The sequence below is a fragment of the Pseudomonas sp. P5_A2_2 genome, from assembly GCF_054177685.1.
This window is the reverse complement of sequence record NZ_JBGCUL010000024.1, coordinates 1-22,499: the sequence shown is the minus strand read 5'-3', so window position 1 is coordinate 22,499 and position 22,499 is coordinate 1. Positions and strand designations below refer to the sequence as shown.

22 protein-coding genes are annotated in these 22,499 nt (G+C 60.3%); 10 read left to right on the top strand and 12 right to left on the bottom strand.

Annotated features, from left to right (window positions below; genetic code table 11):
* Positions 1–94 precede the first annotated feature (94 nt).
* The gene (locus tag ACXRVY_RS04745) at positions 95–538 is read right to left on the bottom strand and encodes an HvfA family oxazolone/thioamide-modified RiPP metallophore (RefSeq protein WP_458237069.1); all 444 of its coding nucleotides are present in this window, start codon (positions 536–538) and stop codon (positions 95–97) included.
* 263 nt (positions 539–801) lie between these two features.
* Here ACXRVY_RS04745 and ACXRVY_RS04740 point away from each other — a divergent pair, with 263 nt between their 5' ends.
* The 3 genes from ACXRVY_RS04740 (at position 802) to ACXRVY_RS04730 (ending at position 3,477) form a co-directional block, all read left to right on the top strand.
* Positions 802–1,170 (top strand): type 1 fimbrial protein, encoded by a 369-nt coding sequence (locus ACXRVY_RS04740; protein ID WP_223457389.1) that lies wholly within the window; start codon positions 802–804, stop codon positions 1,168–1,170.
* Positions 1,171–1,552: 382 nt separating this feature from the next.
* Complete coding sequence (locus tag ACXRVY_RS04735; RefSeq protein ID WP_223457388.1) at positions 1,553–1,912, top strand: DUF6124 family protein; 360 nt, start codon at positions 1,553–1,555, stop codon at positions 1,910–1,912.
* Between the two features lie 299 nt (positions 1,913–2,211).
* Positions 2,212–3,477, top strand: coding sequence for an epoxide hydrolase family protein (locus tag ACXRVY_RS04730; RefSeq protein WP_223457387.1), 1,266 nt, complete (start codon positions 2,212–2,214; stop codon positions 3,475–3,477).
* Positions 3,478–3,489: 12 nt separating this feature from the next.
* Here ACXRVY_RS04730 and ACXRVY_RS04725 read toward each other — a convergent pair whose 3' ends face one another.
* Complete coding sequence (locus tag ACXRVY_RS04725; protein ID WP_457266062.1) at positions 3,490–4,506, bottom strand: M14 family zinc carboxypeptidase; 1,017 nt, start codon at positions 4,504–4,506, stop codon at positions 3,490–3,492.
* 117 nt (positions 4,507–4,623) lie between these two features.
* Here ACXRVY_RS04725 and ACXRVY_RS04720 point away from each other — a divergent pair, with 117 nt between their 5' ends.
* Complete coding sequence (locus ACXRVY_RS04720) at positions 4,624–5,259, top strand: TetR/AcrR family transcriptional regulator (protein WP_223457385.1); 636 nt, start codon at positions 4,624–4,626, stop codon at positions 5,257–5,259.
* 63 nt (positions 5,260–5,322) lie between these two features.
* Here the strand turns inward: ACXRVY_RS04720 and ACXRVY_RS04715 are convergent, their stop codons facing one another.
* The 5 genes from ACXRVY_RS04715 to ACXRVY_RS04695 all read right to left on the bottom strand — a co-directional run bounded on the left by ACXRVY_RS04715 (position 5,323) and on the right by ACXRVY_RS04695 (position 11,275).
* Complete coding sequence (locus ACXRVY_RS04715; RefSeq protein ID WP_223457384.1) at positions 5,323–6,021, bottom strand: ABC transporter permease; 699 nt, start codon at positions 6,019–6,021, stop codon at positions 5,323–5,325.
* A gap of 18 nt (positions 6,022–6,039) precedes the next feature.
* Complete coding sequence (locus ACXRVY_RS04710) at positions 6,040–6,753, bottom strand: ABC transporter permease (protein ID WP_457266063.1); 714 nt, start codon at positions 6,751–6,753, stop codon at positions 6,040–6,042.
* Positions 6,754–6,903: 150 nt separating this feature from the next.
* Positions 6,904–7,686 (bottom strand): transporter substrate-binding domain-containing protein, encoded by a 783-nt coding sequence (locus ACXRVY_RS04705; RefSeq protein WP_223457382.1) that lies wholly within the window; start codon positions 7,684–7,686, stop codon positions 6,904–6,906.
* 27 nt (positions 7,687–7,713) lie between these two features.
* Positions 7,714–9,717: an aminotransferase class I/II-fold pyridoxal phosphate-dependent enzyme gene (locus ACXRVY_RS04700; protein ID WP_457266064.1), complete on the bottom strand. Its 2,004-nt coding sequence runs from the start codon at positions 9,715–9,717 to the stop codon at positions 7,714–7,716.
* Between the two features lie 157 nt (positions 9,718–9,874).
* Positions 9,875–11,275 (bottom strand): MFS transporter, encoded by a 1,401-nt coding sequence (locus tag ACXRVY_RS04695; protein ID WP_457266080.1) that lies wholly within the window; start codon positions 11,273–11,275, stop codon positions 9,875–9,877.
* Between the two features lie 126 nt (positions 11,276–11,401).
* Between ACXRVY_RS04695 and ACXRVY_RS04690 the strand changes: the two genes are divergently transcribed.
* Positions 11,402–12,289, top strand: a complete 888-nt coding sequence (locus ACXRVY_RS04690; RefSeq protein WP_457266065.1) for a LysR family transcriptional regulator — start codon at positions 11,402–11,404, stop codon at positions 12,287–12,289.
* 15 nt (positions 12,290–12,304) lie between these two features.
* Here ACXRVY_RS04690 and ACXRVY_RS04685 read toward each other — a convergent pair whose 3' ends face one another.
* Positions 12,305–12,757: a cupin domain-containing protein gene (locus ACXRVY_RS04685; RefSeq protein ID WP_457266066.1), complete on the bottom strand. Its 453-nt coding sequence runs from the start codon at positions 12,755–12,757 to the stop codon at positions 12,305–12,307.
* Between the two features lie 179 nt (positions 12,758–12,936).
* On the opposite strand from ACXRVY_RS04685, the gene ACXRVY_RS04680 reads away from it, so the two are divergent.
* The 3 genes from ACXRVY_RS04680 (at position 12,937) to ACXRVY_RS04670 (ending at position 14,238) form a co-directional block, all read left to right on the top strand.
* Positions 12,937–13,152 carry a hypothetical protein gene (locus tag ACXRVY_RS04680; protein WP_457266067.1) on the top strand — a complete coding sequence of 72 codons (216 nt, stop codon included), beginning with the start codon at positions 12,937–12,939 and terminating at the stop codon, positions 13,150–13,152.
* Between the two features lie 259 nt (positions 13,153–13,411).
* Positions 13,412–13,849 carry a glycine zipper domain-containing protein gene (locus ACXRVY_RS04675; RefSeq protein ID WP_457266068.1) on the top strand — a complete coding sequence of 146 codons (438 nt, stop codon included), beginning with the start codon at positions 13,412–13,414 and terminating at the stop codon, positions 13,847–13,849.
* A 200-nt stretch (positions 13,850–14,049) separates the two neighbouring features.
* The gene (locus tag ACXRVY_RS04670; RefSeq protein ID WP_411740686.1) at positions 14,050–14,238 is read left to right on the top strand and encodes a hypothetical protein; all 189 of its coding nucleotides are present in this window, start codon (positions 14,050–14,052) and stop codon (positions 14,236–14,238) included.
* A gap of 333 nt (positions 14,239–14,571) precedes the next feature.
* On the opposite strand, the gene ACXRVY_RS04665 is transcribed toward ACXRVY_RS04670, so the two are convergent.
* The 4 genes from ACXRVY_RS04665 to ACXRVY_RS04650 form a co-directional block, all read right to left on the bottom strand.
* Positions 14,572–15,993: an efflux transporter outer membrane subunit gene (locus tag ACXRVY_RS04665; RefSeq protein ID WP_223457378.1), complete on the bottom strand. Its 1,422-nt coding sequence runs from the start codon at positions 15,991–15,993 to the stop codon at positions 14,572–14,574.
* Positions 15,993–19,184, bottom strand: a complete 3,192-nt coding sequence (locus ACXRVY_RS04660) for an efflux RND transporter permease subunit (protein WP_458237068.1) — start codon at positions 19,182–19,184, stop codon at positions 15,993–15,995. Before ACXRVY_RS04660 ends, ACXRVY_RS04665 begins: the two co-directional genes overlap by 1 nt.
* A 12-nt stretch (positions 19,185–19,196) precedes the next feature.
* Positions 19,197–20,438 carry a multidrug efflux RND transporter periplasmic adaptor subunit MexE gene (mexE, locus tag ACXRVY_RS04655; RefSeq protein ID WP_457266070.1) on the bottom strand — a complete coding sequence of 414 codons (1,242 nt, stop codon included), beginning with the start codon at positions 20,436–20,438 and terminating at the stop codon, positions 19,197–19,199.
* 146 nt (positions 20,439–20,584) lie between these two features.
* Entirely contained in the window at positions 20,585–20,884 is a 300-nt protein-coding gene (locus ACXRVY_RS04650) for a LysR family transcriptional regulator (RefSeq protein WP_457266071.1), read from the bottom strand.
* A gap of 147 nt (positions 20,885–21,031) precedes the next feature.
* On the opposite strand from ACXRVY_RS04650, the gene ACXRVY_RS04645 reads away from it, so the two are divergent.
* Together ACXRVY_RS04645 and ACXRVY_RS04640 are read left to right on the top strand one after the other, a co-directional pair.
* A complete protein-coding gene (locus ACXRVY_RS04645) occupies positions 21,032–21,619 on the top strand; it encodes a TetR/AcrR family transcriptional regulator (protein WP_457266072.1) in 588 nt (195 codons plus the stop codon).
* Between the two features lie 411 nt (positions 21,620–22,030).
* A partial coding sequence (locus ACXRVY_RS04640) for a hypothetical protein (RefSeq protein ID WP_458237067.1) occupies positions 22,031–22,499 on the top strand: 469 nt, incomplete at its 3' end.

Here is a 22,499-nt window from a genome sequence, read left to right as displayed (position 1 = left end):
GTGCAATTTCACGCCTGACGACCAAACCAGTACTGCCCACGCAAAAAACCCTTCCTGCGCGTCAGTACAGGAAGGGTTTTTTCGTTGCGGCTGATCAGTCTTTAGCCTGGCTCAACTTGGTGAACAGCTCGGTCGGCACTTTCTTGCCGTTGGAGATGAACTGGTTGGTGCGGAACTTGTACACCTCACCTTCGGACAGGAAACCGTCACCGTTGGTGTCCATCGCCTTGAATTCCTCAGTGCCCTTGGGCGCTACCGCCAGCAGCTCCTTGAGCGACACGCGGCCGTCATGATCGGCATCGGTGCGCGCGAAAGACGCATCGCCGCACTTGCCTTCACCGCACTTGCCCTCGGCCTGGGTCTTTTGCGCGCTGGCTTCGGCACCGCACTTGCCTTCGCTGGTCYTTTCCGCGGAAGCCAATTGATAGCCCTGAGGCAAGGCTTCAGCGGAAAACGCCGAGGACGCGAAGTTGATACCGCCGACCAGTGCAACAGCGATCAGGCCAATACGGGTTTTGTTCGACTGGATACGAGACATGTTGATACTCCGGATCAATGGCGCGGCTGGACCTCTATTGGTCGTACCGCAAGGGTTGATAAACCTGGTTGCGAGGTGCGTTGTGCATCTCGCTTTGGCAGGTCTATTTGGCCCCAGTGGTGTATCCGGGCTGTATCCTGGAGGAGCTGGTTTTGTATGGCTGTACGAAGATGTCGTGCCTTGATACACGGCGATACAACAAAAGCCTCAAGCTTCTACCCTTCATTGACGACCTAGACCTTACCACTCAAGGAGCGTCAGACATGAACGGCAAACGTATAGCAGCGGGATTGGGTCTTTTGTTCGCACTCAGTGGTGCGTGCCAGGCGGCGCCGGGCACCATCAGATTTCAAGGCAGCATTGTGGAGCCGGGCTGTCAGTCACGCGTGGGTACGGACGGCACATTCGAACTTTACGAATGCTCTGCCCAGAGTCGCACGATGAGGGTTGAGGCAAACACCATCACGCCAACCGCCAGTGTGAGCGCTGTCGGTCAATCCAGTACCCACGTCAAGCTGCTCGCTGACAGTGGTCAGGACGGTCGCTATTTCGATCAGCAGTATGTGCTGGTGGATGATGCCGGCTCGCCGATCCGCTCCGGAAACTACCTGATTACCCTGAGCATGCCTTGAGAACAAGGTCCGCGCAGTACGCCTGCATCGCGTGAAAACGTTTGTTTAAACAGGCTGTAGGTTATTTCCTGCGAACTACAAGACCTTGCGTCGTTGCCTACGGTTACGCCAGAATCCGCCGGCTTGTGCGCCCTGCCCCTGGTCTCTATCGTTTCCGCGCCACTGCCCATCAGTGGTCGGGTTTAGCAGCCCGGGGTTGTAAGCAAGGTGTACATGCTCCTGTCAGTCAGGTATTCCCATGCCTGTATTTGATGGCGGCTGTGCGCAGGGCGCCTTCGGGCGCGCCGGCTTTGCTAGCTTCCCCGGTCTGCTAACCTGCGCACAGCTGCCTCCTTCTCGTTTAGCAGCAAGAGGGTTGGCACCCAATCAGAGAAGCAAGCATATGTTCAAAGTCACCCCCAACCCGCCAGACACCGATCCGACATCCCCGTACGAACCCGACTCAAAAACGCTCAACGAGGCCGCCGAACGCGCGCTCGCCTTCCACTTCCCCTCGACTGCCGACATCAAAGCCACACCGCGCAGACCCAGCCACCTGTTTACCGTTGACCCCGAAGCCACGACCGAAACCCTAGTGGTTTATCTGGTCGAAACACTGGCCTCGGTCGATGTGATGGTGCATCAACTGGTGGATCATCTGGACGGMGGRTCRCGCAATGCSCTGCTGGGGATTTCCAACAGYGTGATGYTGGCGGAGATCACGGCGATTCGGGTGCTGGACCAAATTGATCCGCCTGAGTAGTAGTCGCCTGCTGCGACGAGTGATGTTGTTCGCGTTGGGCTGTGCGGCTAGCATTTTTTGGGACCGCTGCGCGGCCCATCGCGAGCAAGCTCGCTCCCACAGGGATTTGGGGCAGTCAGTTAAAAAGAGCTGAGCCAGTATCGACTCACCCTTTCCCGCCGGTGGTCGTCCCGGTGCAATCCTTCGCATAAACCTGCTTGCGTGCCCCGTCGAACGGGATCAGTCTCTGGAGCAGCATTGACCTTCACCCCTGCGCTCCGGGCAAGGACGAAGGCATACCTCCCAGCGAGGAAATGAAGATGAAATCCGCTTTCGTCGTCCTGCTAATGGCCCTCGCACTGTGCAACTCGCCCCTGGTGAGCGCCGCCCCCGCCGCCGACGCCATTGTGCCCTTCCACGTCGATATCCAGGATCAACAACTCACTGATCTGCGTAACCGCCTCGCGGCCACACGCTGGCCAGACAAGGAGACGGTGGGCGATCGATCACAAGGTGCACAGCTGGCGAAACTGCAGGAGCTGGTTCGCTACTGGGGCACGAACTATGACTGGCACAAGGCCCAGGCGCAGGTCAATGCCTTGCCCCAGTACACGACCACTATCGATGGGGTCTCTATCCACTTCATCTGGGTGCGCTCGCCGCAGCCGAATGCTTTACCGATGATCCTGACCCACGGTTGGCCAGGCTCGGTACTGGAGTTCATCAAGGTGGTCGGCCCGCTCACCGATCCGGCCGCTCACGGGGGCAATAGCGCGGATGCATTCGACGTGGTGATTCCGTCGATTCCTGGCTACGGCTTCTCCGGCAAACCGACAGAACCCGGATGGGACCCGGACCATGTGGCCCGGGTCTGGGGGCAATTGATGCAGCGACTCGGGTACAGCCGCTACGTCGCCCAGGGTGGTGATTGGGGCGGTCCCATCACCAGCGCCATGGCGCGCCAGTCCGTGCCTGGGTTGCTGGGCATTCACCTCAATCTGCCGGCGACGGTTCCGCCCGAGGCGACCGCCGCACTGGCTGCCGGCGGTCCCGCGCCTGCGGGGTTTTCCGAGCAGGAACGCGCGACCTACGACGCCCTGGCCGCATCCATTAAACAGGGCAACCTGGCCTACAGCGCGATGATGGCCGCGCGGCCGCAAATGATCGGCTACGGCGTAACGGACTCTCCGGCATTTCTCGCGGCGTTCATGCTCGGTCACCCGGGATTTGCCAAGTGGACGTATGGCGCCGACCCACAGCAATCTCCAGGCAAGGATGAAGTGCTGGACGACATCACCTTGTACTGGTTGACGAACAGCGGCGCCTCGGCGAGTCGGCTGTATTGGGAAAACAAAGGTCGCAGCCCGCTTTTTTCTGCGGCACAAAAGACCGGCGACATCACGCTGCCGGTAGCCGTCACGGTATTCCCTGATGATGTCTATTTCCCGCCGGAGAGCTGGGCCCGACGCGCCTATCGCAACCTGATCTACTTCCATCAGGCGGCCAAGGGCGGCCATTTCGCAGCGTGGGAACAGCCGGAGCTCTTTACCGAGGAACTGCGCACGGCGTTTCGGCCGCTGCGTTGAATCACCTTCGTATCAATTGGGGTCCAGCAACCCGCCACTCCAGTTTCGCGACACCCGGCTGCCGGTGAATTTCGCCACACCCATGCCTTGGGGTATCAGGCGATCGCGATAGCGCGTCACCAGGCGCCCCGCCTGTTCGGCATGCAGCACCACTTCGGAAGACGGATCACCCGGCCGCCCGAGAATCCGTGCAAAGCGCTGGCCTTCCTCGACGAAATCCCCCAGCTCTTTTTCGAAAATCAGCACGCCGGGTTGCGGGGCGATGATGGTTTCCATGTGGCCCATTTCCACGGCTTCGACGGGCCAGTCCGACGGCGCCACTGACTCATCGATGACACCGCAACCGCACAGCCAGTTGTACAGCCCTTCGGCATCGGACTCGGCAAAGCGGTCGCAGACATCGCCCTGCCCGCGCAGCTCCAGGGTCGCGGCCATGCGCCCTTCAGTGACTCCGTCGCGTATCCACGGGGCAATGATGGTTTCCTCGAAGGAGCCATCGCCGCCGTCATCCCAGATGATCGCCACGTCCATCTTCATTGCCGCCGCCAGTTCGCGGCCACGAGGCCAGAAACTGCGGTGCACGTACAGATAGGGCAAGGCTTCGTCATCGGTATGCAGGTCGAGCATCACATCGGCCGGGGCGGCCAGTTGCACCAGTTTCTTTTGCCATTGCTGAACGCAGGTCGAAGGTCGCGCCATGGCCGCCGACTGGTCGAACGCGCGATTGAAGTTATGCCCGGTCGCATCGTGATAACGGCCGAGAATCCGCCCCTGGCGAAACTGCCCGATGCCCAGCGGATTGGCCTGCGGCACCACGGTCAGGTTGCCCTTGAGCCGGCCTTGAGTCTCGGCGGTTTGCAGTCGTTGCATCAGCAGGTGCAGCACCAGCATCCCGGCGATTTCATCGGCATGTACACCGGCTTGCAGGTGCACGTTTGGCCCGCTGCCGTCGCCTGCATAGCGCCAGGCACCGACCCGCACGGCCTCACCGTTGTTGTTGCGAACACTGAACGAAATATCCTGCGGCATTGGCTTTCCCTCCCGTCATGAACCTTGAAAAACGTTGCATCGCTGCTGCCGAGGCTGGTGATTGAACAGACGTTCAACTAAGCTCGGCATCGTGAAACCTCACCCAAGGACAGCCTTGTGACAACCGACGCCCCGAAAAACCGCCGCGCCGAACCCGAGGACCGTCGCGAAATGCTGGTGGCCGCTACCCTGCGCTGCCTGGGCCGCGACGGTCACGCCGGGATATCCGTGCGACGCATCGCCACCGAGGCCGGAGTCTCCGTGGGGCTGCTCAACCATCACTTCGGCAGCATCGAGGCACTGATCGCCGACACCTACCAGCGGCTCGCGAGCGAACTGACCACGGCCCTGCTCCAGGAAATCGAACAGGCCCAGACACCCGCGCAAAAGATCGATGCCTTCCTGGAAGGCTCGTTCTCGCCCAGGGTCATGGACCCGCAACTGCTCGGCGTGTGGGTGGTGTTCTGGAGCCTGATCCGTCACTCCGAACACGTCAGCCAGTCCCACGAAAAAAGCTACCGCGCCTACCTCGACCTGATCCGCCAGTTGCTCGACGGGCTGGCCGCCAGCGAAGGCTTCGTGATTCACGACACGCGCCTGGCCGCCATCGGCTTATCGGCGATGCTCGACGGTCTCTGGCTCGAGTGGTGCCTGAACCCCGAGACCTTCAGCGCCGCCAACGGACTGCATATCTGCCGTTGCTGGATAAAGGGGCTGCGTCACGGAGCATTCAGCACCGACGACGCCCTGTGACGGATGCCGGCCGAAGATCATCGCCAGGGTGCCACTGACGGCGGTCAACCCTTGTCGAACTCATCAGGCCGACTTGCGCACCGGCGTTCCGCGCCGCTCGGCAAAGGCAAACAGCGCTTCGATCAGGAACGTCAGGCAGACATACACCCCGGCCACCAGCAACAAGGGTTCGTACACCTGCAGGGTCTGTGCGCGGACCACGTTGGCGGCGCCGAGCAGATCGATCACGGCGATGGTCGAGGCCAATGCCGTGGACTTGAGCAGCATCACGGTTTCCCCGGCCAGGGTCGGCAGCAACAGGCGCATCGCCCGGGGCAAACGCACCCGTAGCAAGGACTGGCGCGCGGTCATGCCAAACGCCGAAGCCGCTTCCATTTCACCCTTGGGCACCGCCAGCAGGCCACCGCGAATCACTTCGCCGACATAGGCCCCCACCGACACCACCAGGGCGAACACGATGTACCAGTAACCATCGCGCAGGTACGGCCAGAGGAAACTGCCGCGAATCAGCGGGAACTGGGCAAACAGGCTGCCCAGGCCGTAGTAGAAAATGTAGATCTGGATCAGCAACGGCGTACCGCGCGTCACGCTGGTGTAAAACAGGCTGACCTTGGCGATCACCTTGTTTTTCGAGATCCGCGCCAGCGCCACCAGGACCGCCAGGACAAATCCGAACACACTGGCGATCAACAGAATCGCGAGGGTGGTTTGCAGCCCCCGACCCAACAGTGCCGCGTACTCAACTATCCACGCTGGAATCATTTCATTCTCTCTGCCGGTTCAGTCAACAAGAGGCATCCAGCGACGAATACGTCGCTCAAGCCGACCCGACACATAGTTCGACGCCAACGTCACCGCGTAGTACAGCGCGGCAGCCGTGAGGTAGAACAACAGATAGTGGCGCGTCGACCCCGCGCCTTGCTTGGCGGTGTACAGCAGCTCGTTGGTGCCGACCACGCTGATCAGCGCACTGTCCTTGATCAGGTTGATCCACAGGTTGGCCATCCCGGCCATGGCGAAAGGCGCCATGATCGGCAGCGTGACCCGGCGGAACAGCCCGAAACCGTTGAGGCCGAACGCCTTGGCCGCTTCGATCTGGCCGAAGGGAATCGCCTGGATCGCCGCGCGGAAAATCTCCGAGGCGTAGGCGCCCTGCACCAGGCCAAGCACGACGATGGCCGCCAGCGGACCGCTGACATCGACCACGCCGTAGCCGAGTTGGGTCATCAGCGAGTTGAGGAGCATGGAGCCGACGTAGTACAGCAACAGAATCAGCAGCAATTCCGGAACCGCCCGGAACAGCGTGGTGTAGCCGCGCATCAGCGCTGCAATCGGCTTCGGCGCGCCAAGCTTGAGGCACGCCACCACCAGCCCGATGGCCAGCCCGAGCACAAAGGCCCCGGCGGAAATCTGCAGGGTCATCCAGAGCCCCTTCAACAGCGCACTGCCCCATCCCTGCTCGGTGAAATTGATCAGATCGAACATTGCCGGCATTTCAGTCTCCCCCGGATCCTGTGGGAGCGAGCTTGCTCGCGATAGCGGTGGTTCAGTCACCTTGGATGTTGACTGTCACGCCCTCATCGCGAGCAAGCTCGCTCCCACAGGGATCYGCGCCTTCTCAGGATTTGCGTTTCGGTCTGATGGTCAGAACGCAGGCTTCACACTGGTGCCGAAGTAGCTCCGGGACAGCTCGTCATAGTCCTTGCTCGCCAGCAATTCCTGGATGGCCTTGTCGAGCCTGGCCTTGAGTTCGGTGTCGTCCTTGCGCAGGCCGGCCCCCACGCCTTTGCCGAAGATCGGGTCATAGGGCACGGTGCCGAGGTAGGCCAGGTCCTTGGCATCCGGGGTTTTGACGAAGGCGGCCATGGCGGTGCCGTCGGCCATCATCAGGTCGATGCGGCCGGCAATCAGGTCGGCGTTGGCCGAGTCCTGGGTGTCGTAGTACTTAACGTCGGCGATTTTTTCGTAGTAGGTCTTCAGGTAACTGGCGCTCACGGTCGAGTTCTGCACGCCGATGATCTTGCCCTTGAGGTCATCCGGATACTTCTTCACCGACGCCTCTTTCGGGCCGACGACGGCAATCGCCGAGTCGTAGTAGGCCTTGCTGAAGGCGATCTGCTTTTCCCGTTCTTCGGTCACCGACATCGAGGAAAAGATCACGTCGATCTTCTTCGCCAGCAGCGATGGAATGATGCCGTCCCACGCCACTTCCTTGATCTCGCAATCGGCTTTCATTTCGCTGCACAGCTTGTGGATCAGGTCGACTTCGAAGCCCTTCCACTCACCGTTGGCCTGCTTTTCGGTGTACGGCGGATAGGGTTCCGCTGCCACTGCGAACCTGATCGGTTGCGCTTGGGCGGCACTCATGCCGGCCAGCAATACGCAGGCCGCACCGGTCAACCAGTTTGCAAAACGTCGATTTCCCATGTTGTTTTCCCGTCTTTTTATGATGAGTTAGCGAGTCTGATGAGCGTTGACGAATTGCCGGCAACGCTCGCTGCGTGGGTGTACGAACACTTCGTCCGGCGAACCGGTTTCCTCGATCAGCCCTTGATGCAGGAAGGCGACCTTGGAAGAGACATCGCGTGCAAAGGCCATTTCATGGGTCACCAGGATCATGGTCCGGCCTTCTTCGGCGAGGGAGCGGATCACCCGCAGCACTTCCCCGACCAGTTCCGGGTCGAGTGCCGAGGTGGGTTCATCGAACAGCATGACCTTGGGCCGCATGGCCAGGGCCCGGGCGATGGCCACCCGTTGTTGCTGCCCCCCGGAGAGAAACGCCGGGTACTCGTTGCGCTTGGCCGCAAGCCCGACGCGCTCTAGCAGCGCTTCGGCCCGTTCAGTGGCCTCCGCACGGCTTTCACGCAGGACCTGGGTCGGCGCTTCGATGAGGTTTTCCAGCACCGTGCGATGGGGCCAGAGGTTGAAGTTCTGGAACACCATGCCCAGGCTGGAACGGATGCGCACCAGTTGTTTGGCGTCCGACACCAGCGGAGCGCCTGGGCGATTCTGGTTAAGGTGAATGCTTTCGCCATCGACCAGAATGCGTCCCTGGTCCGGTACTTCGAGCATGTTGATGCAGCGCAGCAAGGTGCTTTTGCCCGAGCCGCTGGCACCGATCAGGGAGATCACTTCGCCCTCACGGGCAGTCAGGGAAACGCCCTTGAGCACTTCGATATTGCCGAAGCGTTTGTGCAGGCCATCGACCTCGATCATGGTCTTGGCCGCAACCGCTTCGACCGTCGCGGTACTGGTCACCGTGCCGATCACCGGCCTCGGCGCTTCGCCCATGAGCACCCCGACGAAATCGCGAATACGCTGACAGGCCTGGGCCAGGCGCTCGTCACTCAGGGTGAACGACAGCCGTACAAAACCCTGGGCCGGCTCACCGAATGCCGCCGCATCCAGCACCGAGACACCGGCCTCGCGCAGCAGGCGCCAGGCGAATTCCAGCGAGGTCAGGCCGGTGCCGCGCACGTCCACCAGCACGAACATGCCGGCATCGGGGTTGAGCACGCTGATGCCCGGGCAATCCGCCAGGCCGGACACCACCAGATCGCGGCGCCGACGATAGATCTCGCGCATGCCGTGGGTGACTTCAGCGTGGGACTGCACGGCCTTGAGCGCCGCTTCCATGACGAAACCGGGCAAGCCGTACAGCATGCTCAGCACCAAGGTTTCGACATGATTGACCAAGGCTTCATTGGCCACGACCCAGCCGATGCGCCAACCGGTCATGGCATGGGATTTGGACAGGCTGCCGATCACCACGCAGCGCTCGGCCATGCCCGGCAACGCCACCAGACTCAGGTGTTCACGCTCGTAGGCGAGGCTCTCGTAGACCTCGTCCACCACCACCCACAGGTCATGGGCGATGGCGAGGTCGGCGATGGCTTGCAGCTCTTCGCGGCCCAGCACCACGCCGGTGGGGTTGTTCGGATTGGAGAAGAAAATCGCCCGGGTGCGCGGGGTAATGGCCTTGGCCAACACGGCGGCATCGAGGCGGAAACCCGAGTCCGCGGCACAGGGCACCCGCACCAGCGTGGCGCCGGAGGCCTTGAGCGTGGCTTCGTAGGTCACGTACATCGGATCGAAGGCAATCACTTCGTCGCCGGCACCGAGCAGGCACATCGAGGTGGCGAACAAGGCGTTCTGCGCACCGGCCGTGAGAATGACGTTGGACGCCTGCAGTTCACGATCGATCAGTTGGCTGTAGCGGCCGGCAATGGCCTCGCGCAGGGCCTGGCGGCCGGCGATTTCGGTGTAGTGGGTATCCCCTTCACGCAAGGCGTGGATGGCGGCATCGGTAATGAAATCGGGGGTGGGGAAATCCGGGTCGCCGACGCTGAGGATGATCACGTCCTCGCCTTTGCGCTGCGCCGCGCTGGCCGCGTAGTGGATATCCCAGGCGGCAACGCCTTGGCCACTGATCCGTTCAACAAAGGGTGAAAACCGCATGCCAGTGCCTCGTTCGAATTGAAGAAACGCAAGCCCGCAACCAGCCGGGGGAAGGTGGCCCCCAACATAGTCCAGACTGAACACTCGTTCAATAGAAAACTCGCAAGGCTTCGCGTTCAGCGTAAACAGGTCGTTTTCACGACAGTCGCGCCGTTTTTCAGCACGGCGCAATTAAGCGACGTGAAACTATTTTGCTGACTGCTCCCAGCACCAGAGCCACGAGAATCAGCCCCGCAGCAACCGCAAACGTCAACCGCATCCCCTGAGCGATGGCCTCAGGTTGCGCCTGCAAAATATCGTGGCTGGCCGTGCCTAAGGCGAACACAGCGCCCATGACCGAGGCGCCGGTGATCAGCCCGAGATTGCGTGACAACCCGAGCAAACCGGAAACCACCCCACGCTGCTGCGCCTCTATTTCCAGCATGACGGCGGTATTGTTCGCCGCCTGGAACAGCGCATAACCGCCGGTAATGACAGCCAGCGGCAGGATGTAGCCGGGCACACCGAACGCCATCGGCAAGGCCGGCAGGATGCAAGCGCCGGTAAACATGGCGATCAATCCAATCGTACTGGCTCGATACGTGCCCAAACGATCGACCCATCGGCCCGCCGGTACGCCTGCCAGCGCAGCCACCAGCGGCCCCGTCGACATCGCCAGCCCAACGCTCGCAGCATTCAACGCCAGTGCGCCAGTGAGATAAAACGGCCCTACCACCATGCTCGCCATGACTACGCTGGTTACCAGCATGCTCATGACGAATCCTGCGCTCATCTGCCAGTTACGGAACATCGTCAATCGAACCAGAGGCGACTCGGTTGTGTGCTCGACGAATACAAACACACACAGCCCAAAAACTGTCACCAGCAACAGCGTCATGTTCAGCGGCCCCAGGGTGCCACGCCCAATGGTCATCGCCAGTGAATAAGCCAGCAGCGTCAGAACCAGCACCAGCGTGCCGGGCACATCGAAGCCCGCTCGATCCGCCCTCTTCTCACTGCGATCGCTGGGCAAAAAGTAGAGCGCGAGCCCAATCGCCAAAACACCCAGCGGCACATTGATCAGAAAAATTGCCTGCCACCCCGGATTGGCAATCAAAAAACCTCCAAGGGTCGGGCCGAGCGAGGTGCCAATCGCCGACATCGTGCCGAGCACGCCCATCGCACTGCCCATTTTTTCCTTGGGAACGGCCCCGCCCACTAGCGCCATGGTCAGCGCCATCATGATGGCCGCACCGACGCCCTGCAGCGCCCGAGCGGCAATCAATAACCAGAGATGAGGGGCCAGCGCGCACAGGATCGAAGCGACGGTAAACACACAAATCCCGATCAACAACAAACGTCGGCGACCAATGATGTCGCCAAGTCTTCCGACACTGACGATCAGCGCCGTGATCGCCAGCAGATAAGCGAGGACCACCCATTGCACTTGCTGAAAGGAGGCCGAGAACGCCTCGGCCAGTGTCGGCAATCCAACGTTGGCAATGCTGGTGCCCAGGGACGACAGCAGCATGGATAACGACAGGCTGGCCAAGGCTCCCCGAATCGATATGGACTTCATTTTCTCGCGACTCCGCAAATAGGTTGTCCCGAGCCTAAGCCCAGCCATAACATGGCGGAAGACGCAGCATTTGCACTTTGTACGTGCACCGGACGCCACATATCTGCTCCCACAGGAATTGAGTCGATGCCCGATCTGAATCTGTTGATCACCCTGAACGTGTTGCTGGAGGAAGGCAGCGTGGCCCGCGCCGCGCAGCGTTTGCGCCTGAGCCCGTCAGCCATGAGCCGGGCGCTGGCGCGAYTGCGCGAAACCACGGGCGATCCGCTGCTGGTGCGGGCCGGGCGCGGACTGGTTCCCACGCCTCGGGCGCTGGAGTTGCGTGACCGCGTCGGCGTGCTCGTGCAGGACGCCGAAGCCGTCCTGCGCCCTGCCGAGGCACTCGACCTGAATCAACTGACCCGTACCTTCACCCTGCGCACCAGCGACGGCTTCGTGGAAAATTTCGGACCGCAACTCATCGCCCGCATCAACGAAGAAGCGCCCGGTGTCCGCTTGAATTTCGTGCAGAAGCTGAACAAGGACAGCACCCTGCTGCGCGACGGCTCGGTGGATCTGGAAACCGGCGTGATCGGCGAAACCACCAGCCCGGAAGTGCGGACCCGGATGCTGTTTCGCGATAGGTTCATTGGTATCGTGCGTGAGGGGCATCCACTGACTCAAGGTGAAATGACACCTGAGCGTTATGCCGCCGCCCGGCACATTCTGGTCTCACGTCGGGGCCACGATAAAGGCGTCATGGACGACGCCTTGAATGAGCTGGGGCTGACGCGGGACATCATCACCATCGTCGCCGGATTCTCTGCCGCGCTTGCATTGGCGCGGGCTTCAGACCTGGTGGCCAGTGTACCGGAGCGACACGTCGGCAACCTGTGCCAGGGGATGCACTGCTTTGCCCTGCCGTTCCTCACGCCGCCGATCACGGTTTCGATGCTGTGGCACCCGCGCATGGACGCCGACCCGGCGCATCGCTGGTTGCGCGGTTGTGTGTGGGAGATTTGCAGTCGGCAATGACTCGGCGGCCCTCGCCTACTCCCTCAGGATCAGCAGCGATTCGCCTTTCTTCACGATGTAGGTCGCCAGTTCCGAGGCCTTGCCCTGACCCACATTCTTCGCCACATGGGCGACACCTTCGGGGATGTACAACGAATCACCGGCCTTGAGCGTCACCGGTGCCCGCCCTTCCAGTTGATATTCAAAGGTGCCGCTGATCACGTGCGCCACCTCGACACCGGGGTGAGAGTGCTTGGGCGAAGTCACGCCCGGATCGAAGTCCACGAGCACTTGAAGGACTTCACGATCGGCGGCGCCCAGGTCTTCACGTACCAGGTCCGTGCGATGCAGGCCCTGCTGCCAGCTTTTCATCGCCGGGGCCGGTTGTGTTTCCTGGGCTTGAGCAAGGCTCGCTACAGTGGTGAGCCCTGCGGCGGCCAGGATGAGGCCAAGCTTGCCAATGGTGTGACGGGTGTGGGTACGCAACATTGTCTTTCCTCCAGTTGAACCACGCCAGGCCGCGCCGAAAGTGGCGCGATGCCGGTGGTTCCATTTGGAGGCCGCCGTGTATCGCCCGAGTGTCGGGAAACGCCGGTTTTGTATGCCCGGGTAACGGCGGGCGTTGCGGATACCTGCGGATACAAACCCGTATCGGCGGGTACGCCATCATGAGCACCGGCATAGTGGTCAATGGCGAAGATGAAGTGACCGCGACCCGATCCCACTCAGGTCGCGGCAAGTTCAGGCTTTTTGACTACGCCAGATCGAAGCGATCCTGGTTCATCATCTTGAAGGGCAACCCTGAGGGCCGCGCAGGCTGCGGTTTTCAGGCCCTCAAAAATTCCTCTTTGGGTTTTGTATGGCTCGGTTTGGCTGTGCAATGACAACGTTATGCCAGCCTGACATTCCCCCCCGGCGATCTGTTGACCACCAATCTCCCCGTTTTTTGATTGACCTTCTCTCCCCGTGCCAGACCCGCAACCTTGAACGGGGGGAGTGCCCACAGGTCATAATTGATCAACAAGCGGTTGTGCTAATCACAGATTGGTTGATCCTAATTCATGCACCGTCGAATATCTGTTGACCTGACTGATTCGTACCAACAAACTTTTCTTTTATTGTGTATTTCTAAAGGTTTGTCTGATGCGTAAATCATTCACAGTCGTTGCATTAAGCCTTCTTGTATCGCAGTACTCCCTCGCCGGCGAAGCCACCAACACCGCTATCGGTGGCGGTGTCGGTGGCGCCCTTGGAAGCGCGGTCGGTCAGGCTATGGGAGGTAGCACTGGCGCTGCGATCGGAGCCGGCGTAGGTGGCGCAGCTGGGGGCGCAATGGCCGCGAAGAGTGGCAACAAGACCGAATCAGCCATTGGCGGGGGGCTCGGTGCAGCGGGTGGCCAGGTAATCGGCAACAGTGTTGGTGGTTCCACCGGTGGCCTGATCGGGGCTGGACTGGGCGGCGCAGCAGGTGGTGCTATCGGCAACAATGTGGCCAACGACAACGACAACGACAACGGCCACTACGACCACAAGCATAAAAACAAGTACAAGAACAAACATAAACACAAGCATGACGACTGATCTCGGATTCCGAGATTGAGCAACTGGAAGCATTGTTTCAAAAGGGAGTGGACCCTCCTCACTGACACATTCATGACTTGCCCCGAACTGCTCCCCAGCTGCAGCTCGGGGTTTTTTCCTCCGGCGTTCTGCCGACTGAACACAATCCCCTCGTGCCCAATTTCTCGATGCTACGCTGAAATCTCCATGGAGAATTCGCGATGTCAAACGCCGACCTGCTCCCTTCCCTACTATTCAAGCTCAACGAAAACCAACTCGCCCTCGAAGCGGCCATCATGGAGCTCTCCAACTGGGTCGAGCAGCGCGGCTCGGCCGATGTCGCCGACAACGTACGCGGCGCCTTGGAGGCGATCAACCGCAACGAGGCGTTCATCAAGATGACACTCTGACACTCGCGGTGATGATGACGCGAGAATGACTGCTCTCTCGAAAGCCGCTGCAGAGCTGTCTTTTAGAAGCCAACTTGTGAATAGGAATTCGAACTCCACCAGCCCACTATCGAGCGCTTCCTGCGCCCGGTGGCCTCTACCAGGGTTTTACCGATGCCTTGCTGCCAGAGCCGCTGCGCGAGGGCAATCCGTTAGGGCTGCCGCGCTTTGTGGACGGTCATTAACTGTAGGAGCGAGCCTGCTCGCGATGGTCGTCAACGATAACGCGTGTGTCCTGACTAAACGCGGCGCTCTTGAGTCCATCGCGAGCAGGCTCGCTCCTACAACAACGGGTCATCCGTCGTTTTTCGCCAGCTTCGTTTCACCGCTGTCCCAACCACCACCCAAGGATTTGTAGATCGCAACAATGGCGCGGTACTGCTCAGTTTCACCCAGCGCCTGGGCATCTTCGGCGTTCAGCCGCTCACGCTGTGCGTCCAGCAACACCAGGTAGTCCACCACCCCTTCCTTGTATTGCGTCGCCGCAAGATCGGCCGCTGCGCGACTCGACTCGCTTTGCCTGATCAGCGACAGCAAGCGTTGCTGGCGTTTGCCATAGTCGCTGAAGGCGTTTTCCGACTCTTCCAGAGCCAGCAACACCTGTTGCTCATAAGTCGCCAATGCTCCCTCGGCGTCGGCATCTGCTCCACGAATACGCGCCCGCACGCTGCCCAGGTCAAACGCAGCCCAGGTGATGCTCGGACCCAGGCTCCAGGCGCGGGCGGCACTGGAACCGATTTGCGAACCACGCCCCGCTATGAACCCGAGGAACCCACTCAAGCTCACCCGTGGAAACAGGTCGGCGGTGGCCACGCCGACATCGGCGGTTGAAGCCGCCAACCGGCGCTCCGCCGCGAGCACGTCCGGGCGCCGGTGCAACAGCTCGCCAGGATCGCCAATCGGCAGCGCCTTGGCGATGGCCGGCAAGTCCTTTGGACTCAAGTCGATGCTCAGCCTGTCCGGGCGTTCGCCCAGCAGTGTGGCGATGCGGTTTTTGTCGCGTACTTGTTCTGCTTGCAGTTGCGGCACGGTTGCCTCGACCGCCGCCAACCGGGCATCGGCACGCACCACGTCGAGTTCGTTACCCACGCCAGCGTCACGCAGGCTCACCGTCACGGCGCGCGACTCGCTTTGGTTCTTGAGGTTGGCCAGGGCGATTTTTTCCCGCAGTTGCGCACCACGCAGTTGACCATAGGCATCCACCAACTCGGCGATCATGGTCACCCGCAGTTGGTACAGGTCCGCCGCCGTGGCATCTTCCCGGGCATCGCTGGATTCCAGTTCACGCTGGATGCGCCCGAACAGGTCGATCTCCCAGGCCATGTCCAGGCCCAGATCGTAGCGTTCGGTATTGACCCGATTCACGCTCTGTCCCGGCACCTGTGCCTTGCCCTGCTGGCTGCTGACCCGGCTGGTGACCACCGGCAGGTTGTCATTGCTGATGTCATCGCGGATGGCCCGGGCGGCTTTCCAGCGGGCGAAGGCCACACGCAGATCGCGGTTGCCGTTGAGCGCCTTGCCGACCAGCTGATTCAGCGTGGGGTCATCGAACTGCTGCCACCACACCGTTTCAAAGCGCGACCGATCGTAATTGGCCCCTTTCGCCGAGACGACATGGGCAGGCGCTGTGTCCGGGGTTTTGTAATCCGGCCCTACGGTGCAGGCGGCCAATGCCGCGACCAGGAGGCTGGGAAGGAAGAGTTTGAAAGCGTTCATCAGTGTGCCTCCGGATCAATAACGTTGAGCGAGTGAACCCGGGCCGCCTTGCGCGCGGTTTTACGTTCGATGTAGCGACGAATCAGGACGWAGAACACCGGCGTCAGCAGCARKCCGAAGAAGGTCACCCCGAGCATTCCGGAGAACACCGCGACACCCATGGCCCGGCGCATYTCSGAACCGGCACCGCTGGAAGTCACCAGCGGAATCACGCCCATGATGAAMGCGAWSGAGGTCATCAGGATCGGCCGCAGACGCATGCGGCAGGCGTCGAGCACAGCGTCCAGCGGCGACAGGCCCTGGTCCTGCCGGTCCTTGGCGAACTCGACGATCAGGATCGCGTTCTTGCAGGCCAGGCCCACCAGCACGATCAGGCCGATCTGGGTGAAGATGTTGTTGTCGCCTTTGGAAATGATCACCCCGACAATTGCCGACAACAGGGTCATCGGCACGATCAGGATCACCGCCAGCGGCAGGCTCCAGCTTTCATACAGTGCCGCCAACACCAGGAACGCCAGCAGGACGCAGAGCGGGAACACCAGCAAAGCGGTGTCGCCGGACAAAATCTGCTGGTAGGTCAGGTCGGTCCACTCGTAGGTCATGCCGTTGGGCAATTCTTCCTTGAGCAGTTTCTCGATGGCTTTCTGGGCCTGGCCGGAGCTGAAGCCGGGAGCCGCCGCGCCGTTGATTTCCGCACTGATGAAGCCGTTGTAGTGCATGACCCGATCAGGCCCCGACGTCGGGCTGACCTTGATGAACGTGGCGAGCGGGATCATTTCCCCATGGTCGTTGCGCACCTTCAACTGGCCGATCTGCTCCGGTTCCAGGCGAAATTGCTGGTCAGCCTGGACGTTGACCTGATAGGTGCGGCCGAAACGGTTGAAGTCGTTGGCATACAGCGAGCCCAGGTACACCTGCAACGTGTCGAAGATATCGCTGACGGCGACGCCGTGGGTCTTGGCTTTTTCCCGGTCGATCGCGGCATCGACCTGCGGCACGTTCACCGTGAAGCTGGTGAACAGATTGGCCAGTTCCGGAACGCTGCGGCTCTTGGCAATGACGTTCATGGTTTCTTTGTACAGGGCTTCATAGCCCAGGTTGCCGCGATCCTCGATCTGCAGTTTGAAACCACCGATGGTGCCCAGGCCTTGAACGGGCGGTGGCGGGAACACGGCGATGTAGGCGTCCTGAATGCTGCCGAACTTGGCGTTCAGTGAAGCGGAAATCGCCTTTGCCGACAGACTCGGGTCTTTGCGTTCATCGAAGGGCCGCAAGCCGATGAAGGCGATACCGGCGTTCGGACTGTTGGTGAAACCATTGATCGACAGACCGGGGAACGCCACCGCGCTGTCGAAGCCTGGCTCGTTCATGGCGATGCTGCTCATGCGGCGGATCACCGATTCCGAACGATCAAGGCTGGCGGCGTCCGGCAGTTGCGCAAAGGTCACCAGGTACTTTTTATCCTGGGTCGGCACGAAACCGGTCGGCGTGGTGCTGAAGCCCATGTAGGTCATGGCGATCAGCCCGGCATACACCAGCAAGGCCACGCTGCTGCCACGAATGACCTTGGCGACGGCAACCACATAGCCGTGGCTGGCCTTTTCGAATACGCGGTTGAAGGGTTTGAACAGCCAGCCACCGAACAGACGATCCAGCACTTTGGAGAAACGGTCTTTCGGCGCGCCGTGGGCCTTGAGCAATACCGCGGCCAACGCCGGCGACAGGGTCAAGGAGTTGAACGCCGAGATCACCGTCGAGATGGCAATGGTCAGGGCGAATTGCTTGTAGAACTGGCCCGTCAATCCGGAGATAAAGGCTGCAGGGACGAACACCGCGCACAACACCAACGCCGTGGCGATGATCGGGCCGGTCACCTCGCCCATGGCTTTCTTGGTTGCCTCGATCGGCTCGAGGCCCAACTCGATGTTGCGCTCGACGTTCTCCACCACCACGATTGCATCATCGACCACGATCCCGATCGCCAGCACCAGGCCAAACAGCGACAGGGCATTGAGCGAGAAACCGAACAGGTGCATCACGGCAAAGGTGCCGATCAACGACACCGGTACGGCGACCAGTGGAATGATCGAGGCGCGCCAGGTTTGCAGGAACAGGATCACCACCAGTACCACCAGAATCAGCGCTTCGAACAGCGTGTGAACCACCGCCTCGATCGAACTGCGCACGAAGATGGTCGGGTCGTAGACGATCTCGTAGTCCATGCCCTCCGGGAAGTTCTTCTTCAGCTCGGCCATCTTCGCCCGCACCTGATCGGAAACGTCGATCGCATTGGAACCCGGGCGCTGGAAGATCGGCATCGCCACCGCTTCCTGGTTATTGAGCAAGGCGCGCAGGGCATACTGGTTGGAACCGAGTTCAATCCGCGCAATGTCCTTGAGGCGAGTGATTTCGCCGTCCGGACCACTGCGGACAATCACGTTCTCGAACTCCTCCTCGGTGACCAGCCGCCCCTGGGAGTTGATCGACATCTGGAAGCTGGTGGCGTTGGGCGCAGGCGGTGCGCCCAGTTGACCGGCAGCGATCTGACGGTTCTGTTCACGGACCGCGTTGACCACGTCGGTCGCGGTCAGGTTGCGTGAAGCGGTCTTGTTCGGATCGAGCCAGATACGCAGCGAGTAGTCGCCGATACCGAACATCTTCACGTCACCGATACCGTTCAGGCGCGACAACTCATCCTTGACGTTGAGGATCGCGTAGTTGGACAGGTACAGCATGTCGTAGCGCTTGTCCGGCGAGGTCAGGTGCACCACCATCGTCAGCTCGGGCGACGCCTTGTCCACGGTGATACCGATACGCGTCACTTCTTCGGGAAGTTTTGGCTCGGTGCGCGTGACGCGGTTCTGTACCTGCACCTGGGCGTTGTCCAGGTCAGTGCCGAGGGCGAAGGTCACCGTGAGGGTGAGCCGGCCATCGGCGGTGGACTGCGAATACATGTACAGCATGTTCTCGACGCCGGTGATGGCTTGCTCGAGTGGCGCGGCCACGGTTTCGCCAATCACCTTGGGGTTGGCACCCGGGTAGTTGGCGTGGATGACGACGGTCGGTGGTACCACCTCGGGGTATTCACTGATCGGCAACTGGAACAGCGCGATGGCGCCGGCGATCAGGATCAGCAGCGACAACACCGCGGCGAAGATCGGCCGCGTGATAAAGAACCGGGAGAACTTCATGGCTGTGTTCCTTTATCCGCGAGGCGAAACGGCAGCATCCGTTTTCACCAGCGCCGGTGACGGAGCGGCGGGCTGATTACCCGCCTCGATGGCCTGGCGTTGACGGGCCAGGGTGGCGACGGTTTGCGCATCGGCCATCGGCGCGTCCTGCGGCGCGACCACCGCGCCGGGACGAACCCGCTGCAGGCCGTTGATGACGATGCGGTCTTCTTTCTGCAAACCGCTGCGCACGATGCGCAAGCCTTCGAGCTTCGGCCCCAGGTCGACGCTGCGGTACACGGCCTTGTTGTCCTGGTCGATCACCAGCACGAACCTCTTGCCCAGGTCGGTGCCCACCGCCTCGTCCTTGATCAGCAGGCCGGCGTAGGCTGCACTGCCCACCAGTTTCAATCGGGCATACAAGCCCGGGGTGTATTGACCGTCGGCGTTGTCGAACACCGCGCGGCCACGGATGGTGCCGGTCTTGGGGTTGACCTGGTTGTCGACGAAGTTCATCTGCCCCAGGTGGCTATTGCCCTCCTCGTTCGACAAGCCCATGTACACCGGCGTGGATTGACTGCGCTGGCCTTGACGGGAGAGCTGACCGTACTTGAGGAACAGGCGTTCGTCGGCATCGAAATAGGCGTAGACCTTGTCGGTGGAGACCACGCTGGTCAGCGCCGAGGTGTCGGCGGTGACGATATTGCCGGCGGTGATTTCGGCACGGCTGACCCGGCCGCTGATCGGCGCGGTGACGCGGGTGAAGCTCAGGTTCAGGCGTGCCAGATCGAGTTGCGCCTGCACGGCATCGACGGCGGCGCGGGCTTCCTGGGCGGTGGTGGTGCGCGTGTCGGCCAGTTCTGCAGAAATCGCATTGCTGCTCAGCAGACGCTGGCCGCGTTGCGCTTCATTGCCAGTTCGAACCAGCGTGGCGCGAGCTTGTTGCAACTGCGCTTCGAGGCGATGCACTTCGTGTTCGAACGGCCGTGGATCGATCTGGAACAGCAAATCCCCTTTCTTCACCGACTCGCCATCCGTGAAGGCGACACGATCGATCTGCCCCGAGACCCGCGGGCGAACCACGACGGTTTCCGGCGCTTCCAGACGGGCGGTGACTTCATCCCATTCGGTGATGGGTTGCTCGAGCACTTTGGCGACCGTGACAGGCGGCGCACCAGGAGCCTTGGCGGCATCGGGTGCGTGACCGCAGGCCGTGATGGTCGCCAACGCCAATGCAGCAAGGGGATAACGCAAAGGTTTGAGTGACTGTTCCATGGGTAGCGTCCGCCTGACGGTTTAGGGGTTGGAGAATTCTCGGCCGCACAGGGGGCAGCGACGAATTGAACGGAGTGAACTTGGTTATCATCAATAATGATGACCATCATGTATAAGCACAAAAAAAATGAATACTCAGATCAAGCCTATGAATTAACCGGTTTTTTACTGCAAGCCGTCAGACTGACGACCGAGCAAATGGAGTCCAGTGCGGGCCCAAGCGTTTGCGCCACCTGCAAGGCTCGGGTGGTCGGTTCCATTTTGTGGCCAATGCGTTTAAACAGAGGGTCGTTGAACAGCGTACGCAATCGACTCAATGCGCCGCTGACCGCCGGCTGGCCCAAGGCAAGCCTTTCTGCAGCCCGAGTGACATTGCGCTCCTGAATTAGCGCCTCGAAAATCACCAGCAAATTGAGGTCGATATTGCGCAGATCATTACGTTTCATGGGTCGGCACCCTGGGAGGTATTTTGACTTGAGCCACGGTCTCGTGGCCTGCAAAACCATTGCCGCGAATTTATATTATGACCATCATAATTACCAGCCCCTCAGCAAAAATTTGCCAGGGCGCTCATCGGATCACAGGGCCCACTCATGAAAGTGACGAAAGACCAGGCAGCAGCCAACAAGGAAGCGATCCTCGGCGCGGCCTCGAAGATGTACCGGGAAAAAGGCATCGACGGCATCGGTATCGGCGAACTTTCCCGCTCGGTGGGCCTGACCCATGGCGGCTTTTACGGACAGTTCCCCGGCGGCAAGGAGCAGTTGGCGTCAGAGGCGGTCAGCCGCACGTTCGAAACCAACATCGAAGACTGGCGAGCGGCTAAATCCATCCCCGAACTGCTCAAGGGTTACTTGACCCAAAGCCACCTGAGCAACTGGACCGAAGGCTGTCCGATTCCCGCCCTGGGCGCCGATGTCGCGCGTAATGGCGGTGCTGTCAGCCACTCGTTCACCCAAGGCGTGCAGACGCTGATCGAAACGCTGCTGCCATTGGTCGACGGCGAAACCGATGATGAAAAGCACCAGGAAGCCTTGCGCATCCTGTCATCGATCACCGGGGCCATACTGATCGCCAGAGCCCTGGACAACCCTCGATTGTCGGAGCAGTTCCTGCAATCGGTGATCGCTGCCTGGTCTGTCAGCGCCGAAAAAACAGTAGACGGGCTTGCCGCGACCTGATCCATACAAGTCGCGGCAAGTTCAGGCTTTTTGATCACGCCAGATCGAAGCGATCCAGGTTCATCATCTTGAAGGGTAACCCTGAAGGCCGCGCAGGCTGCGGTTTGCAGCCCCTCAAAAACCCCTCTTTGGGGTTTGTCTGGCTAAGTTTGGCTATGCAATGACAGCTTTATGTCAGCGTGACACTTCTCTCTGCGGCGTCCTGCCGAACGAACACGATCCGGCATCCAATAGCGGTGAGCTGTGAGCTGTGAGCCCGACCAAAATACTCACCATCGAGTCGCAAGCTCATGGAGTGTGGTGCCACCGAAAGGAGCAGCGCCAACGTCTAACGGGTATACTCGCTGCTTCCAATTAACTTTGCGCCTCACCATTCGTGCAAGAACAAAACACATAGAGGGAAGAACAAGGATGACATCACTTAAACCTGCTGAGCCCATCAGCGATGATAGAGGGGAGCACGTCACAAGCAAATTCGACACCATCTCCAATACAAAATCAAAACACCTGACCAACTTGATTGCCTATGTCGCACTGCTGGCAATTTGCATAGTTATATTTGAACCGTTGATAAGCACGCTATCAGCAAATGCATTTGACTACGTTACTCACTTGAGGTGGGCAAGCGAAATGGAAGAAGGCCAAAAGCTGATACTTCCACACCCGCTGTATCACCTACTGTCAATTCTCACAAAGAAAATATTTCTTATTACCTATGCGCAGTCGTCAACTATCGTAATAGTGTTGTCGATATTTTTTCTTTCAGTCTTAAACTATAAAATACTGGCAGAGAGCGTGCATGCAGTAATCGCCATACTGTTCTCAGTCTGCCTACTTCTTGTTACTCCACTGCAACTATTCTTCCCTATCGACCAACACC